At 72.2% G+C, this 16,415-nt stretch carries 11 protein-coding genes and 1 pseudogene; 3 read left to right on the top strand and 9 right to left on the bottom strand.

The genetic code is table 11. The features are described 5' to 3' along the window. Positions 1 to 56: 56 nt before the first annotated feature. The 5 genes and pseudogenes from ACIQG9_RS25795 to ACIQG9_RS25775 form a co-directional block, all read right to left on the bottom strand. A pseudogene (locus ACIQG9_RS25795) lies at positions 57 to 599 on the bottom strand (flavin reductase family protein); the annotation flags it as partial. A 120-nt stretch (positions 600 to 719) separates the two neighbouring features. After that, positions 720 to 2,408, bottom strand: a complete 1,689-nt coding sequence (locus ACIQG9_RS25790) for an ABC transporter permease (RefSeq protein WP_400407188.1) — start codon at positions 2,406 to 2,408, stop codon at positions 720 to 722. Beyond that, positions 2,393 to 3,157 carry an ABC transporter ATP-binding protein gene (locus ACIQG9_RS25785; RefSeq protein ID WP_400407186.1) on the bottom strand — a complete coding sequence of 255 codons (765 nt, stop codon included), beginning with the start codon at positions 3,155 to 3,157 and terminating at the stop codon, positions 2,393 to 2,395. Before ACIQG9_RS25785 ends, ACIQG9_RS25790 begins: the two co-directional genes overlap by 16 nt. Before the next feature lie 184 nt (positions 3,158 to 3,341). Continuing rightward, positions 3,342 to 4,982, bottom strand: a complete 1,641-nt coding sequence (locus ACIQG9_RS25780) for a cation acetate symporter (RefSeq protein ID WP_400407183.1) — start codon at positions 4,980 to 4,982, stop codon at positions 3,342 to 3,344. Between the two features lies 1 nt (position 4,983). Beyond that, the gene (locus ACIQG9_RS25775; protein WP_400407393.1) at positions 4,984 to 5,334 is read right to left on the bottom strand and encodes a hypothetical protein; all 351 of its coding nucleotides are present in this window, start codon (positions 5,332 to 5,334) and stop codon (positions 4,984 to 4,986) included. A 333-nt stretch (positions 5,335 to 5,667) separates the two neighbouring features. Between ACIQG9_RS25775 and ACIQG9_RS25770 the strand changes: the two genes are divergently transcribed. Together ACIQG9_RS25770 and ACIQG9_RS25765 are read left to right on the top strand one after the other, a co-directional pair. After that, positions 5,668 to 7,053, top strand: coding sequence for a hypothetical protein (locus ACIQG9_RS25770; protein WP_400407180.1), 1,386 nt, complete (start codon positions 5,668 to 5,670; stop codon positions 7,051 to 7,053). A gap of 261 nt (positions 7,054 to 7,314) precedes the next feature. Then, positions 7,315 to 9,426 (top strand): choice-of-anchor D domain-containing protein, encoded by a 2,112-nt coding sequence (locus ACIQG9_RS25765; RefSeq protein WP_400407177.1) that lies wholly within the window; start codon positions 7,315 to 7,317, stop codon positions 9,424 to 9,426. 144 nt (positions 9,427 to 9,570) lie between these two features. Here ACIQG9_RS25765 and ACIQG9_RS25760 read toward each other — a convergent pair whose 3' ends face one another. From ACIQG9_RS25760 to ACIQG9_RS25745, 4 genes are all read right to left on the bottom strand, one after another. Then, complete coding sequence (locus tag ACIQG9_RS25760) at positions 9,571 to 10,332, bottom strand: LytR/AlgR family response regulator transcription factor (RefSeq protein ID WP_400407175.1); 762 nt, start codon at positions 10,330 to 10,332, stop codon at positions 9,571 to 9,573. Beyond that, complete coding sequence (locus tag ACIQG9_RS25755; RefSeq protein ID WP_400407391.1) at positions 10,329 to 11,552, bottom strand: sensor histidine kinase; 1,224 nt, start codon at positions 11,550 to 11,552, stop codon at positions 10,329 to 10,331. The genes ACIQG9_RS25760 and ACIQG9_RS25755 overlap by 4 nt, the downstream gene beginning before the upstream one ends. A 40-nt stretch (positions 11,553 to 11,592) precedes the next feature. Beyond that, positions 11,593 to 13,107: a sugar transferase gene (locus ACIQG9_RS25750; RefSeq protein WP_400407173.1), complete on the bottom strand. Its 1,515-nt coding sequence runs from the start codon at positions 13,105 to 13,107 to the stop codon at positions 11,593 to 11,595. 328 nt (positions 13,108 to 13,435) lie between these two features. Beyond that, the gene (locus ACIQG9_RS25745) at positions 13,436 to 14,296 is read right to left on the bottom strand and encodes an Fpg/Nei family DNA glycosylase (RefSeq protein WP_400407170.1); all 861 of its coding nucleotides are present in this window, start codon (positions 14,294 to 14,296) and stop codon (positions 13,436 to 13,438) included. 81 nt (positions 14,297 to 14,377) lie between these two features. Between ACIQG9_RS25745 and ACIQG9_RS25740 the strand changes: the two genes are divergently transcribed. Further along, complete coding sequence (locus ACIQG9_RS25740; RefSeq protein ID WP_400407167.1) at positions 14,378 to 15,673, top strand: glycosyltransferase; 1,296 nt, start codon at positions 14,378 to 14,380, stop codon at positions 15,671 to 15,673. The last annotated feature ends 742 nt before the right edge of the window (positions 15,674 to 16,415 follow it).

Here is a 16,415-nt window from a genome sequence, read left to right as displayed (position 1 = left end):
GTGGTGAATCGATCTCCACCCGCGCGACCACAACGGGGATCGCCAGGTGGGTGGGGTCAGCGGAGGTCGTGGTAGCGGCCCCGGTAGTGCAGCAGTGGTGTCGTCTGCTCGGCCAGGTCGACCGACTCGATGGTCGCCTCGACGAGCAGCGCCCAGCCGTACTCGCGGGCGGTGTCGAGCCGGCAGCCGGCCCACCCGCCGGCGTCGGCCGGCACCGGTCCGTACCGGGTGTCGGTCCACGATCCGGTGGCGAAGAGGCCACCCGGGGACGGGAAGAGGCCGGCGAACCGGTCGGCGAGCTGCCGGTGCGCCGGGCCGAGCGGGGCCACCGCGAACCGGCCCGCCTCCTCGATCGCCGCCCACAGGTCCGACTCCGGGTCGACCAGCCCGAGCAGTCGGTCCGGCTCCCCCTCGGCGACCAGGGTGGACGACACGGTCAGCCCGGCCGGGCCGGGGGCCGTCCAGAGCGTGACCGGCGCGGCCAACCGGCCGCGCAGCCGACGCGCCGGGGAGCGTTGCCCGGCCGGTGCCGCGAACGGGTCGGTGTGGTGGATCTCGGCACCCGGCTCATGATTCACGTGAAACATTGTGCCGCCCCGTCCCAGTCAGCCTGCGGATCGTAAAAGATTCCGGCCCCCCGGGGGCCGTTACCTGCGGCCCCGGCGGAGCTGGTGCGGTCGACAGCCTTCACAGAATCATGGAAGTAGTGGCATCCGGTGTCAGCGGCGCGGGGTGACGGTGGCCAGCAGCTCCGGCATCCGGCGGTCCAGCACGTCCCCGGCCAGGTACGACCCGAGCCACGCCGCGCCCACCCCGTACCCGGCGCCGATCGGCAGGGCCAGCCAGAGCCAGACGTCGCCGAGCAGTGCGGCGGCCACCACCATCGGCACCGCCGCCACCGCCGAGCCGACCATCGACAGGAGGGTGAGCAGGCTCTTCGCCAGTCCGGCGCCGGTGTTCATCGCGAACGGGTTGCTCGTCTCCGGCAGCGCGTACGCCCCGAGGACGGAGATGAATCCGTTGATCGCCAGCCCCGTGCCGTACGCGGCGAGCAGTGCGCCCGCCGCCACCCCGAACCAGCCAGGCCGGCCCAGCACACCGGTGATCACGAGTGCCACCACACCCAGCATCGGCAGCACGTACGTCGAGAAGGCCGTCATCCGGGCCCGCAGCTCCAACCGGCCCGACACCCCGGCGACCACGTTCGCCGCGTAGGCACTGCCGTCGAAGCCGAACTGGTTGGCGAGAGTCACCGAGGCGAGCACACCGACGAAGAGCATCGAGAGGCTGAGCAGCACCGGCGACGGGTCACCGGTGGCCCGGAACCCCTCCGCGTCGGCGGTGAAGCCGGCACCGCCGACGTTGACCATCACCGGCACGAAGATCCCCACCACCGCGATGGTGATCAGGTTGGCCCGCCGCCGGGCGTCCCGCCACCAGTAGCGGCACTCCCGGGCCACCAGCGCGCCGAACCGGTCCCGTCGGGCCCAGCCGACCGCCCGGGGGAAGAGTTGCGCGACCGCGCCGCCGGACGGCGCGCGCCGGCCCTTTGCCGGGGCCGCGCTGGCCGCGCCGACCATCGCCGACTCCAGCGACCGCGACCACCACACCAGCAGCGCGCCGATGGTCAGCGCGGTGATCAGCAGCTTCACCGGCACCGCCCAGGCCCGGCCCTCGGCCACGTCCAGGCCGATCGTCCACGGCGCGCCGAACGGGGTCCAGCCGACGATCCGGGCCGCCCCGACCAGCCGGTCCCAGTCGGCCGTACGCAACGCGGCCAGCACCACGATCTGCAACGGACCGAGCAGCGCGGCCAGCACCGCCAGCAGCACGGCGGCCAGGTCGCGTACCCGACGGGACCGCAGCATGGTGGCGAACGCGCTGGTCACCGCGCGGCTCGCCGCCACGCAGAGCAGCACGCCGGCGATCACGCCGAGGGCGGCGACGGCCCCGGCCGCCGGACCGCCGAGCAGGGCGGCGCTGACCACCAGCCCGGCGGCGGCGAGCAGCACGGCGAGCACCGGGACGCCGGCCAGGGCCGCCGCGAAGAGCCCGGTGACCAGGGTGCGCCGGGGGATCGGCAGCAGCGCGAAGCGGGCCGGGTCGAGGGTCTCGTCCACCCCGAAGAAGACCAGTGGCAGCAGCAGCCAGCCGAGCACCAGCAGGCCGCCGCCGAACGCCGCCACCATCAGCGCGTACCGGGGCTCGTCGGCGAAGCCGGGCGCGGCGAACGCCAGGAACCCGCCGGCCGCGAACCAGAGCCCCACCAGGACGCCGATCACGAACAGTGCGATCCGCCAGCCCTGGCCACGGAAGTTGTTGCCCATCACGCGCAGCTTGAGCCGGACGAAGTGCCGGGGCGAGACCGTCCTGACCGGCTCGGCGGGCGCGGTCACCGGGACAGCCACGCCAGCTCCTCGCCGGTCGCGGTCCGGCCGCCGACCACCTCGACGAAGACATCCTCCAGGGAGCGCCCGCCGCGCACCTCGGCGAGGGTGCCGACCCGCTTGATGGTGCCCTCGGCCAGGATCGCCACGTGCGAGCAGAGCCGCTCCACGACCTCCATCACGTGACTGGAGAAGACCACCGTCCCGCCGCCGACGACGTAGCGGTGCAGGATGTCGCGGATCAGCGCCGCCGACACCGGGTCGACCGCCTCGAACGGCTCGTCGAGCACCAGCAGCCGGGGGCCGTGCAGCAGCGCGCAGGCCAGGCCGATCTTCTTCTTCATGCCGGCCGAGTAGTCGACCACCAGGGTCCGGCCGGCGTCGGTGAGCGCCAGCACGTCGAGCAGTTCCGCCGCGCGCTGGTCGACCACCGCCGGGTCCATCCCGCGCAGCAGACCGTGGTACGCCAGCAGCTCCGCCCCGCTGAGCCGGTCGAAGAGCCGGACGCCGTCCGGCATCACGCCGAGCAGCCGCTTCGCCGCCACCGGGTCGCCCCAGACGTCGTGCCCGAGCACCCGGGCCTGACCGTGATCGGGCCGGAGCAGCCCGACGGCCATCGACAGGGTGGTGGTCTTGCCGGCGCCGTTCGGGCCGAGCAGGCCGTAGAACGAGCCGGCGGGGACGGTCAGGTCCACCCCGGCTACCGCGACCTTGCCGTCGAACTGCTTCGCCAGGCCATGCAGCGCCAGCGCCGGATGCTCACCAGTCATGGCTCTGACCGTATCCGGCCTGGCCCAACGGTCGCTCCCGCCCGGGGACGATCCCGGGTCATCCCACAGACGGACGGCCGCCGCGGGCAACCGGACATCCGGGTCACGGGTGACAGTCGCGGGACCGGGCTCGGCCAGCGGCGGCGGACCGGCTCTGCGCCGCCCAGCGGCTCTGCCGGACCGGTCAGGAACGCAGCGACTCGGGGGCGTGCAGGCGGAGCATGGTGGCGCCGACGTCGGCCGGTGCCCGGCGTCGGGTCGCCACCGAGACGGCGATCATCACAGTGAAGGCCAGCGGCACCGTCCAGGCGGCCGGCTGGGTGGTGAGGGTGGCCGGCCAGCCGGCCAGCGGCGGACCGAGCACGGTGACCAGCACCGCCCCGATCGCCGCGCCGCCGCCGACCAGCACGCCGGCCGCCGCCCCGAGGTCGGTCAGCCCGCGCCACCAGATGCCCAGCACCAGCAGCGGGCAGAAGCTGGACGCGGCGACCGCGAAGGCCAGCCCGACCACCTGGGAGACGTCCAGCCCGGAGACGTTGAGCGCGAGCAGCGCCGGCACCCCACCGGCGATCACCGTGGCCAGCCGGAAGCCGCGTACCGAGCCGCGCCCCAGCACGTCGGTGGAGATCACCCCGGCGACGCTGGTGAGCAGCCCGGACGAGGTGGAGAGGAAGGCGGCGAACGCCCCGGCGGCGACCAGCGCGGCGAGCAGTCGACCGGTGACGCCGTCGCCCAGCGCCGCCCCGGGCAGCAGCACCACCACCGCGTCGGTCTGCCCGCTGACCAGTAGCTGCGGGGCGTAGATCCGGCCGAGCACGCCGTACAGGGTGGGCAGCAGGTAGAAGACGCCGACCAGGGCCAGCACCACCAGGGTGGTGCGCCGGGCCGCCGCCCCGTCCGGGTTGGTGTAGAAGCGCACCAGCACGTGCGGCAGCCCCATGGTGCCGAGGAAGGTGGCCAGGATCAGCGAGTAGGTGGCGAAGAGGCCCCGGTCGTCGTCCCCGGCGGTGCTGGGCAGCAGCCAGTCGGCGGCGCCGGTGGCCACCCCGGAGACCTCGGGCACCGGGTCACCGGCGGCGAACGACAGCTCGTCGCCGGGGCGTACCTCCCGGATGGTGCCGTCGGCGAGGGTGAGGGCGGCGCGGTGCTCGACCACCACGGTGGTCGCGGTGCGGAACGCCGGGCCGTCGGGCGGGGTCACCGCCGGGCGGGCGTCCGCCTGCCACTGGAGGACCAGGAAGATCGCGGGTACGGCGAGCGCCGTCAGCTTCAGCCAGTACTGGAACGCCTGGACGAAGGTGATCGCCCGCATCCCGCCCAGCGCCACGTTGGCGGTGACCACCGCCGCGACCAGCAGCGCCCCGACCGGGTACGGCGAGCCGGCCACGGTGGCCAGGGTGAGCCCGGCGCCCTGCAACTGCGGTACCAGGTAGAGCCAGCCGATGAAGATGACGAAGACGGTGGCCAGGGTGCGCAGCCGGCGGGAGCCGAGCCGCAGCTCGCAGAAGTCGGGCAGGGTGAACGCGCCGGAGCGGCGCAGCGGCGCGGCGACGAAGAGCAGCAGCGCCAGGTAGCCGGCGGCGAAGCCGACCGGATACCAGAGCACGTCGACGCCGTACTTGAGGATCAGCCCGGCGATGCCGAGGAAGCTCGCCGCCGACAGGTACTCCCCGCCGATGGCGGCGGCGTTCCACGTCGGACTGACCGTCCGCGACGCCACCAGGAAATCCGAGGTGGTACGGGCCAGTCGCAGTCCGTAGAAGCCGATGCCGACGGTGACCAGGGTCACCGCGACGATCGCCGGGACGACGTAGTCGTTGCCCATCTCAGCGCTCCGGCCGCTGGACGAGGTCGGTGAAGTCCTGCTCGTTGCGTTCGGCGAGCCGCACGTACGCCCAGCCCACCACGATGAGGAAGGGGAAGGAGACCACCCCGAGCAGCAGCCAGGGCAGGTTGACGCCGAGCACGGTGAGCCGGCCGACGGCGGGTGCGATCGCGAAGAGCCAGGGCAGCCCGCCCAGCCCGACCAGCACCAGCAGGCTCATCCGCAGGGCGAGCGTCAACTGCGCCCGGACCAGGCCCCGGACGAGCGCCTCGCCGACCCGGGTCTGCTGGGCCAGCTCGGTACGGGTGTGGTCGGCGCGGACGTCCCGGCGGGAGACCTCGGCCAGCACGATCCGTGCCCGCCCGGACGGCGGCCCGGCTGCCCCGGCGGCCGGCGGGCCGGGTGCCCGGGGCGACGGGACGGGATCGTCGTGGGCGGTCACCCCGGCAGTCTCGCCGGCCCGGCCCGAATGTCAAGCGTCGTCCACCGGGGTTGTGGACAACCTGTGGACAACGTGGCGTCCCTGTGGACGACGGCGGTCGGCCGAGAATTAGGGAGCCATTAAGTCTGATTCGTCCGGTGCGGAAAGTTGTCGGTAGATCACCTGTATCGGCCTTGCCGGCATTGACCTGGCCCCCTACGCTTGGGCGGCAAATCCCTATTCCTCTTCGAACACGGGGTCTCTATGCGCAAAATCCGTACTATCCTCGGCGTCACTCTCGCCGGAGCATGCGCACTGGCCGTGGTGCCGGGCACGGCGTCTGCGGCTCCGGTCTCCGCGCCGCTGAAGGCCGCAGCGGCGCTCGACGATGTCACCGGTGCCTACTACCCGGTCGCGCCGGCCCGGCTGCTCGACACCCGCACCGGGGTGGGTGCCCCGGTCGGCAAGATCGGCGCCGGCAAGAAGGTCGACCTCCAGGTCGCCGGCCGTGGCGGCGTCCCGACCAGCGGCGTCGGCGCGGTCGTGCTGAACGTGACCGTCACCGGTCCCACCGCGGCCAGCTTCCTCACCGCCTACCCGGCGGGCGAGGCCCGGCCCACCGCTTCCTCGGTCAACTTCGCCAAGGGCTGGCTGGGCTCCAACAACGTCACCGTGAAGCTCGGCGCCGGTGGCAAGGTCTCCGTCTACAACAACAGCGGCTCGACCGACGTGGTCGTCGACGTGGTCGGCTTCTACGCGGGCGACAACAGCCTCGCCAACCGCAACGGCGGCCAGTACGAGTGGTACGTGCCGGAGCGCCTCTGGGACACCCGTGAGGACGGTGCGGGCAAGCCGCCGGCCGGGGAGACCCTGGAATACTCGCTCGACTTCGGCGACGACTACAACCCGCACGTCAAGTCGCTGGTCTTCAACCTCACGGCGGTCTCGCCGGCCAAGTCCGGCTTCCTGACCGCGTGGTCCGGCGCGGGTGCCCGGCCGGCCGCCTCGACGGTGAACTACCTCGCCGGCAAGAACGTGCCGAACCTGTCCTTCGTGCAGACCACCCCCTGCACCGGCAGCGAGCAGTACAACTGGTGCACCCCGGGTGCGCCGAAGTTCAAGATCTACACCTCGCAGGCGGCGCACGTCCTCACCGACCTGGTCGGTGTGGTCGACGACGGCGAGTCCCCGTACGGCATGCGCTTCGCGCCGCTGAGCCCGACCCGGATCGTGGACAGCCGCTCGAACCTGGGCATCAACGGCGCCATCCCGGCGGGTGGCGTCCGCAAGGTCACCGCGCCGGCCGAGCTGGTCACCGACGCGACCGAGGTGCTGGCGATGAACGTCACCGCCGTCACCCCGACCAACAACACGGTCATCACCACCTGGCCGGCGGACTTCGACGGCCTCGGCAAGCCCACCACGAGCAACCTGAACCCGTACGCGGGCCAGGTCGTCTCGAACGGCGTGCTCGGGGTCATCGGCCCGAACGACGCGTTCAACGTGCACAACCTCTCCGGCAGCACCCACCTGGTGGCTGACGTGGTCGGCACGTTCTACTACCCGACCCCGGTGGCGCCCAAGACGGCCACGTCGCTGAAGGCCGGCGCGGCCAAGCCGGAGGCGGTTCCGTCCTCCAGCCGTCGCTGAGCGACATCGCACAAGCAGGGCGCCCCGGCCGAATGGCCGGGGCGCCCTCGCCTATTGGGAACCGTCTCTCCCCCGTCGGGACGGGGATGGCGGATCAACCGGCCGCCGGTCGGGAGTTCAGCCGGGAACGTATCGCCGGGCGCTGATCCGGTAAGCGCGGAATGCCCTTTCTTGGCATTCCGCCGTAACGGCCTTGCCGCTGGTGATCACCACCCATAGGGTGTGCTGCACAATCCCTCTTCCTTCTTTCACGGGGTATTCATGCGCACTTTCCGCGCTCTCCTCGGCATGGGTATTGCCGGGGCATGTGCGTTGGCCGGACTGCCGGGGGTGGCGCTCGCCGCTCCCACCGCGCCGTATACGGCCCTCACCATCGACGTCGGTCAGGCATGGGGCTCGACCGTCACCAACCCGGGCGTGTACGACGCCAGCAACGCCACCATGTACGCGTACGCCTTCGGCGACGCCGGAGTACGGCTGACCGCCCGGGCCAACGGCACCGGCGAGTACCTCCGCATCGACGCGGTCCCACCGTACGGGCAGCGCTTCGTGGCGGGTCAGACCTATGAGACCCGGCGCAGTTGGGACTCCACCCACGCCGGGCTGGACCTTTCCGGTGGTGGAACGGGCTGCAACGAGGCATTCGGCTCGCTCACCGTCAAGCAGGTCGTGGAGGACGCGCAGACGCACGTCGTCACCGGCTTCGCCGCCGCCTACGACTTCCACTGCGAGACCAACCCGAACGGCATCCACGGCGAGGTCCGGTGGAACTCCGACGTCGACTACACCGCGGCGACCACCACCCCGGTGCCGCTGAACTTCGGCAGCGTCGAGGTCTCCGCCGGCAGCGCCTCCCGCACGGTGACGGTCCGCTCCCAGGGCAGCGTGCCCGTCACCTTCGGCGACGCCAGTCTCGCGGGTCGGGATGCCGCCGAGTTCTCGGTGAGCGGCAACACCTGCACCGGGCAGACCCTGCCCCCTGACGCCACCTGCACGGTGTCGGTGGTGGCGAAGCCCAACCGCCCCGGCGGTCGCTTCGCCGCACTCGAACTGGCCGACGGCAGCACCTACGGCCGGACGGTCGTCGGGCTCATCGCCACCGGCGTCGACGGCGTGCGGGGCACCTACTACCCGCTGGCACCGAAGCGACTGATGGACACCCGGAGCGGTCTGGGTGCGCCGAAGGCCCGGATCGGTGCCGGCAAGAAGGTGGACCTCCAGGTCACCGGCCGGGGCGGTGTGCCCGGCAACGGCGTCGGCTCGGTGGTGCTCAACGTGACGGTGACGGGCCCCACCGCGAGCAGCTTCCTGACCCTGTACCCGGCGGGAGTGAGCCGGCCGACCGCATCGTCGATCAACTTCCGGAAGTCCTGGCTCGGGTCCAACAACGTCACCGTCAAGCTCGGGTCCGGCGGCAAGGTGTCGGTCTACAACCACGCTGGCAGCGTCGACGTGGTGGTCGACGTGGTCGGCTTCTACGCCGGTGACAACACGCTGGCCAGCCGGGGCATGGGTAGCCAGTACCAGTGGTTCAAGCCGTTCCGGCTCTGGGACAGTCGGACCGACGGCGGGGCCCTTCCGGCTGGTTACTACACCGACGGCGCGGTCAACTTCGGTGCGGATTTCAGCCCGCACATCCGGGCGCTGGTGGTGAACATCACCGCCGTCTCGCCGAAGAAGGCGGGCTTCCTGACCGCCTGGTCCGGCGAGGGTGACGTCCCGACGTCCTCGACCGTCAACTACGGTGCCGGCAAGGTCGTGCCGAACCTGGCGCTCGTCAAGACCCGTCAGGTCTGGAACAGCAACGGCTACTACATGCCGGCGTTCGCGGTCTACACCTCCCAGACGTCCAACATCGTGATCGACGTGGTCGGCGTGATGGACGACGGGACGGTCCCCGACGGGCTGCGTTTCACGCCGCTGAGCCCGACCCGGATCGCCGACAGCCGCACCGGTCAGGGCCTGCCGGCCGCGCTCGGCGCGGGCACGGTTCGCAAGGTCACCGCGCCGCCGAGCCTGGTGACGGACGCGACCGAGGTGCTGGCGATGAACGTGACCGCGGTGTCGCCGACCAAGAACACGGTGATCACGGTCTGGCCGGCGGACTACGGCCTGTCGAGGCCGTCCGCGAGCAACCTCAACCCGGCGGCGGGACAGACCGTGTCCAACGGGGTGCTGAGCGCCATCGGCCCGCAGGACGGGTTCAACGTGCACAACCTCTCCGGCACCACGCACCTGGTGGCGGACGTGGTCGGCACGATGTACCTCTACTCCGGTACGGCGAGCTCGACGACCGTCGCCCAGGCGATGGCGGCGAACGCCGATCGGGTGAAGGTGTACGACTCGGGTCCCCGCGTCACGCGGCGCGGCTGACCGCGCTCCGGAAAGGGCGCTCCGGCGGATCCGTCGGGTGGCACCGACCCTGGTCACGCGAAGGGCGTCCCGGCTTGCCGCCGGGGCGCCCTTCGCCCGTCGGAGGCCGCGCTACCGCCCCGCGCCGGCTCGGCTGTGCCCGGCTCACCGGCTCCAGTCCTGCTTGGCCGCCCGGACCAGCTTGTCCTTCAACTCCCGGGTGTGCCGCCGGCTGACCGGCAACTCGGTGGAGTCGATCACCACCACATAGCCCGAGTTGACCAGGCGCAACTCGCCGATCAGCTTCAACTGCACCAGGTACGACCGGTGGATCCGGACGAAACCCGCGTCCGCCCAGCGTTCGGCGAGGGTGGCCAGCGACACCCGGACCAGGTGCGAACCGTCGGCGGTGTGCAGCCGCGCATAGTCGCCCTGCGCCTCCACCCAGCGCACCGCCGAGCGGGGCAGCATCCGGGTCGTCCCGGCCAGCTCCACCGGGATGGTCGGATCCTCCTCCGCCCGGGCCAGGGCCGCCGGGTGCGACGGCACCACCCGGGAACCGATCACCCGGCGCAGCGACTCGGCCAGCCGTTCCGCGCGTACCGGCTTGCGGACGTAGTCGGTGGCACCCAGGTCGAACGCGTCCACCGCCCCGTCGTCGTACGCGGTGACGAAGACGATCGCCGGGGGGCGGGCGAACCGGCGCAGCACCCGGGCCAGCTCCATCCCGTCCAACCCGGGCATCCGGATGTCCAGGAAGACCACGTCCACGTCGGCGTCCCGGAGCACCCGCAGCGCCTCGGTGGCGTCACCCGCCGTGTGCAGCCGGGCCACCCGGGGATCGGCCCGCAGGTGGTACGCCAGCTCGTCCAGCGCCGGTGGTTCGTCGTCGACGGCCAGCACCCGCAGGAAACCGGTGGCGGTCACGAGCCCGCCCGTACACCGGGATGGAACTTCGGCACCCGGAGGCTCACCTTCGTACCGGAACCGGGGCCGGTCTCGACGACCAGGCCGAACCCGTCCCCGAAGACCGAGCGGAGCCGCTCGTCGACGTTGGAGAGGCCGACGTGCTGGCCCGGGTCGTCGGCCGGGTCGCTGCCGGCCCGGGCCAGCTCGGCGATCCCCGCCGTCAGCGTGGCCGGATCCATCCCCACTCCGTCGTCCTCCACCGTGATGTGGCACTCGGCGCCCGCGTCCCGGGCCTCGATGCTCACCATGCCGGTGCCGGGCTTGCGCGACAACCCGTGCCGCACCGCGTTCTCCACCAACGGCTGGAGGCAGAGGAACGGCAGCGTCACCGGCAGCACCTCCGGGGCGATCTGCAACCGCACCTGGAGCCGGTCGCCGAACCGGGCCCGTTCGATGGTCAGGTAGCGGTCGATCGAGCGCAGCTCCTCCGCGAGGGTGGTGAACTCGCCGTGCGCCCGGAAGGAGTAGCGGGTGAACTCGGCGAACTCCAGGATCAGCTCCCGGGCCCGCTCCGGGTCGGTCCGGACGAACGAGCCGATCGCGGTCAGCGCGTTGTAGATGAAGTGCGGGCTGATCTGCGCCCGCAGCGCCCGGATCTCGGCCCGGGCCAGCCGCTCCCGGGACGAGTCCAGCTCGGCCAGGGCGAGCTGGTTGCCCGCCCAGTGCGCCGTCTCCAGGGTGGCCTGCACCAGGCCGGGCGCGGGCGGCCCGTCGGCGACGGCGACCAGCGCCCCCACCACCCGGCCGTCCGCCGACAGCGGCGCCACCACCGCCCCCCGCACCGGGCAGTCCACCCGGTCGCAGTGCAGCTCGGACTCGCCCAGCACCGTCGAGCGGCCGGTCTCCGCCGCCCGCCGGGCCGCCGCGAGCAACTGGTCGCCGTGGTGCGCGCCCCGCCCGTCCAGGGCGAGCAGCGTGTCGGCGTCCGTCAGCGCCAGCCCGGCCGCCCCCACCAGCGCCCGCAGGTGACGTACGGCCTTCGCCGCGCCCGCCGGGTGCAGCCCCCCGCGCAGCGGTTCGGCGGCCAGGCCGGCGGTGTGCAGCACCTCGTAGGTGGCCCGCTGGGTGGCGGTGGCGATGCCCCGCCGACCCCGCAGCCGCAGCGCCGCCCAGAGCGCGGCGGCGAGCGCGGTCACCAGTGAGACGACGCCGACCACGGCGGAGAGGTTGCCACCCACCCCGCGATCCTGGCCTGTCCGGGCCGCCACGCCAAGAGGGTCAGTACGCGCCCTTGCGGACCAGCACCACACCCACCGTCCGCCACAGGATGCTCAGGTCGTACGCCAACGACCAGTTGTCGACGTAGTAGAGGTCCAGCCGGACCGACTCGTCCCAGGACAGGTCGGAGCGGCCGGAGACCTGCCACAGCCCGGTCATGCCCGGACGGACCAGCAGCCGACGCCGCACGTCGCCCAGGAAGTCGCCGTCGTCGGCGGGCAGCGGACGCGGCCCCACCAGCGACATCTCGCCCCACAGCACGTTGATGAGCTGGGGCAGCTCGTCCAGCGACGAGGCGCGCAGGAAGCGGCCCACCGGGAAGACCCGGGGATCGTGCTTCATCTTGAACAGCATGCCGTCGGTCTCGTTCTGGTCGACCAGGCCGGCCAGCCGCTCCTCGGCGTCGACGTACATGGTGCGGAACTTCCAGACCCGGAAGGTACGGCCCTCGTGGCCCACCCGGAGCTGGCGGAAGAAGACCGGCCCGGGGTCGGAGAGCCGGATGGCCAGCCCGATGGCGAGGAAGAGCGGGATCAGCGCCAGCAGGCCCAGCCCGGCGGCGACCCGGTCCATCAGGTTCTTGGCCAGCAGCGCCGGACCCGACAGGGTCGGCTCCTCCACGTGCAGCAGCGGCAGGCCCTCGATCGGGCGGATGTGCACCCGGGGGCCGGCGATGTCGGTGAGCTGCGGGGCGACCACCAGGTCGACGCCGGAGCCCTCCAACTGCCAGGCCAGCCGGCGCAGCTCACCCGGCTCGGCGCTGGCCGAGCCGCAGACCGCGATGGTGTCCCCGCCGACCTCCCGGACCAGGGCCAGGACGTCCCGGCCGGCGTACACCGGGACCGGGGTGTCGATGCCCCGCGCGGCGGCGTACCCGTCGGTGATGTGGATGGCCACCGGCACCAGGCCGGCACCCGGGCTGCGGGTGACCGCGGTGTAGACCTCCAGGCACTCGGGCAGGGTGCCGACCAGCACCATCCGGTGCCCGGCGTGCCCGGCCCGGCGGCGCACCGCGTGCAGCGTGAACCGGGCCAGCAGTCGACCGGTCAGGATCAGCACCAACGCCCCGAGCAGGGCGATGCCGACCGACCACCGGGACAGGCCGCCGGTCTTGGTGGCGAAGGCGACGAAGGAGACCGTCGCGGCGACCGCGATGCCGCCCCGGATGACCCGCTTGAACTCCTCCGGGCCGAGGCCCAGGTAGCGCCGGTCGTAGGCTCGGTTGCCCCAGAGGATGATCATCCAGGCGAGCGGCAGCAGCAGGAAGGCCACCGTGTAGAAGAAGGTCGGGTCCTCCTGGGCGTTGTCGAAGCCGGCGCGCGCCTGGCCGAACGCCTCCTGGGCGAACCAGTCCGCCAGCACCACGGCGGCGAAGTCGAGCAGCAGGAGCGCCGCGGTGTAGGGCCGGTGCCAGCGGGACACCCGACGGCGCGTACGAGCCCAAGCCGACCGTGGTACGCCGTTGTGTGACGGCGGTGTCGGCGGCTGGATCTCGAAGCTGTCGACGTGCCGCACGAGTTTGCTCCGGCCTGTGTTGGTTACCGGGCGCTGGAGGCTTGTCGTCACCTCAACCCATGTCCTCCCGCATGACACGCGCCGCTCACTCGCCGTGAGGGGCCCGGGTCGCCCACCGTTCCAGTCTCCCACGCTGCCAGTGGGCCGGACGCGAACCCGAGGGACATTGCGTCTGGTGTTGCCAGCGGGGATCCGGCCGGCTCCACGTCAGTTTCGAAGCCGGGGACCGAGCCACTATACCGATGGATGAGGGGTCGGGTAGAGCCGCGGACGGGGAGGTTCCACGCGGCAGGGATGATTCCTCTCCGTAATCGGAGAGTGTCGTCACTCACCGTACGAGGCGAGACAACCGTCGGTCAGCGAGCGGCTTGCCGCCCGTCTGGCAGGTGGCACAGTACTGAAGGCTGGAATCGGCGAACGACACCTCACGCACGGTGTCGCCACAGACCGGACACGGCAGCCCGGTCCGGGCGTGCACCTTCAACCCGGAGCGCTTCTCGCCCTTCAGCTCCGCCGCCCGCTGCCCGGCCGAGCGGCGCACCGCGTCGCCGAGCACCGCCCGGGTGGCCGCGTGCAGGGCGGCGAGCTGGTCGTCGGTGAGCCGGTCGGTGATCGCGAACGGGGAGAGCTTCGCCGCGTGCAGGATCTCGTCGGAGTACGCGTTGCCGACGCCGGAGAGCACCGCCTGGTCGGTCAGCACCCCCTTGACCTGCCCGCGCCGGCTGCGCAGCCGCTCGGCGAAGGTCGCCAGGTCGGCCCCGAGCGCGTCCGGCCCGAGCTTCGCCACCCCGGGCACCTGCGCCGGGTCGGTCACCAGGTAGGCGGCGAGCTTCTTCTGGGTGCCCGCCTCGGTGAGGTCGAAGCCGGAGCCGTCGTCGAGGCGTACCCGCAGGGCGACCGGGCCCTTGCCGGGGCGCAGCGGCATGGTCGACGGGAACGCCTCCCGGTAGTGCAGCCAGCCCGCCCGGGCCAGGTGGACCACCAGGTGCAGGTCACCGTCGAAGATCAGGTCGAGGAACTTGCCGTGCCGCCGGGCGTCCACCACCGCCCGGCCCGACACCGCGCCGGGCGCCGGGTCGTACGTCTTCAGGGCGCTGATCGCGGCGACCTCGACCCGGTCGACACGTCGCCCCACGGCGCGCTCACGCAGGTAGCCCGCGAGCGCTTCCACCTCCGGTAGTTCGGGCATCACATCACGGTAGCCTTCCTTCCCGTGAGCGCGAGGAATGAGCTTGCGAGTCCCGCAGTTCGCGAACGAAAGGCAAGCTCCGTGAGAATCGTGGTGGCGCACAACCGGTACCGGGAAGCCCAACCCTCCGGCGAGAACACGATGGTCGACTCGGAGATCGGGCAGCTCACCGCAGCCGGGGTCGAGGTGCTGCCGTTCCTCCGCAGCTCCGACGAGATCCCGTCGATGTCGAAGTCGGCCAAGGCGCTGCTGCCGATCTCACCGATCTACGCCCCGCGCGCCCAGCAGGACCTGTCCCGGCTGCTCACCGAGCACCGGCCGGACGTGCTGCACCTGCACAACCCGTACCCGCTGCTCTCGCCCTGGGTGGTGCGGACCGCGCACAAGCACGGCGTGCCGGTGGTCCAGACGGTGCACAACTACCGGCAGGTCTGCTCCTCGGGGATCTACTTCCGCGACGGCGTCATCTGCCAGGACTGCAAGGGCCGGGCGCTGGCCGTGCCGGCGATCGTGCACCGCTGCTACCGCGACTCGCGGGCGCAGAGCGCGCTGATGGCGACCACCCTGGCCGTGCACCGGGGCACCTGGCGCTCGGTGGACCGGTTCATCGCGCTCACCTCCGCCATCGCCGACCACCTGCGTGACTACGGCATCCCGGCGGACCGGATCGTGGTCAAGCCGAACGCGGTGCCGGACCCGGGCCGCCCGGCGCCGCTCGGCGACGGATTCCTCTACATGGCCCGGCTCAGCCCCGAGAAGGGCCTCGACCTGCTGCTGGAGGCGTGGCGTCGGCACCCGGTGGGCACCCTGGGCACGCTGCGGGTCGCCGGGGACGGCGAGCTGCGCCCGCTGGTCGAGGCCGCCGCCGCCGAACGGTCGGACGTCGTCTACCTGGGCCAGCTCGACCGGGCCGGGGTACGCGCCGCCGTCGAGGCGAGTGCCGTGGTGATCGCCGCCTCGATGTGGCACGACGTGCTGCCCACGGTGATCATCGAGGCGCTGGCCAGCGGACGGCCGGTGCTCGGCACCGCGCTCGGCGGCATCCCGTACCTGGTCGGCGCGGACGCCCCGCACGAGCCCGCCGGCACCGGCCCGGCCGCCGTCACCTCGGCCGTCGCTTCCGCCGTCGACTCCGTCGTGGCCGGGCGGGGGCCGGCACCGCTGCCGACGCCGCTGCCGGCCGGCGTGGTCACCGGCACCGCCGGCTGGGTGGTGCCGCCGGACCCGGCCGCGTTGGCCGCCGCGCTCCCGGTCGCGCGGGCCGGTGCCGCCGCGCTCTCCGCACCGGCCCGGCTGCGGTACGAGCAGACCTTCCACCCCGACGTGGTCACCAAGCGCCTCCTCGACATCTACGCCGCCCTGATCCGCCCTCGCTGACCGGCCATCCTGCCGCCCTCGTCCCTGTCGTCGCCCTCGCCCCGGCACGCCCTCGCCCGGTCCGCTGGAGGGGAAGCCACATCCATCTGGTCGGGTGCGCGACTCTTGGTGGAAAACGTCCCTATGGGGGCCACTCCGTACCAAGATCGCTTCACCAGGGATCTGGTGATCGTCTGCTGTCAGGGATGGTTCGGCGTGTCGTGGGTGACCGACACATTGCCCTTTGCGGTATGCCGAGCTGGCATATTTATGCCAGCTCGGCATACACCTTCTGGGTAGGTCAGTCTTCGCGGCGTGCGGGTGCGAGGGTCGGCCCATAGCAGTGATGGCGTTGTCGGCACAGGTCGGTGCGGGTGGTAGCGGGACGCGTACAAGTGGCGCAACAGCAGCCGAAGCGACGCCAACGGCCGGGTGTCGAGGTGGCCGACCTCCGCGATGGGTGACCGTCCGAGACAGCAGGACAAGATCGGCCCAGTGCTGGCGTTCGACGCCCAGGAGGGCTGGCTGGCAACGGAGGCACACGTGTACGGGACCGGACGAACCGTCTGCCGCCGGCGAGTTGAGCGGTCCGCGTGCGTTGGGGCCAGGTAGCGGTGTCCCGGAGCGGTTGATACCCCTACTTCGCCTCAACGGAGTCGATCAACGCAGAGTTGCGTCCCGCAGAGTGGTGTGTGGCAGGCCCCTTGAGGTGGGGCTTGGCGTAGACGTGAGGCGGCCACCGCGTGATTCTTCGATCTGAGTT

Source organism: Micromonospora sp. NPDC092111 (assembly GCF_044755745.1).
Lineage (GTDB): Bacteria > Actinomycetota > Actinomycetes > Mycobacteriales > Micromonosporaceae > Micromonospora.
The sequence above is the reverse complement of the archived record's forward strand: the minus strand, read 5'-3'. Positions and strand labels throughout refer to the sequence as shown.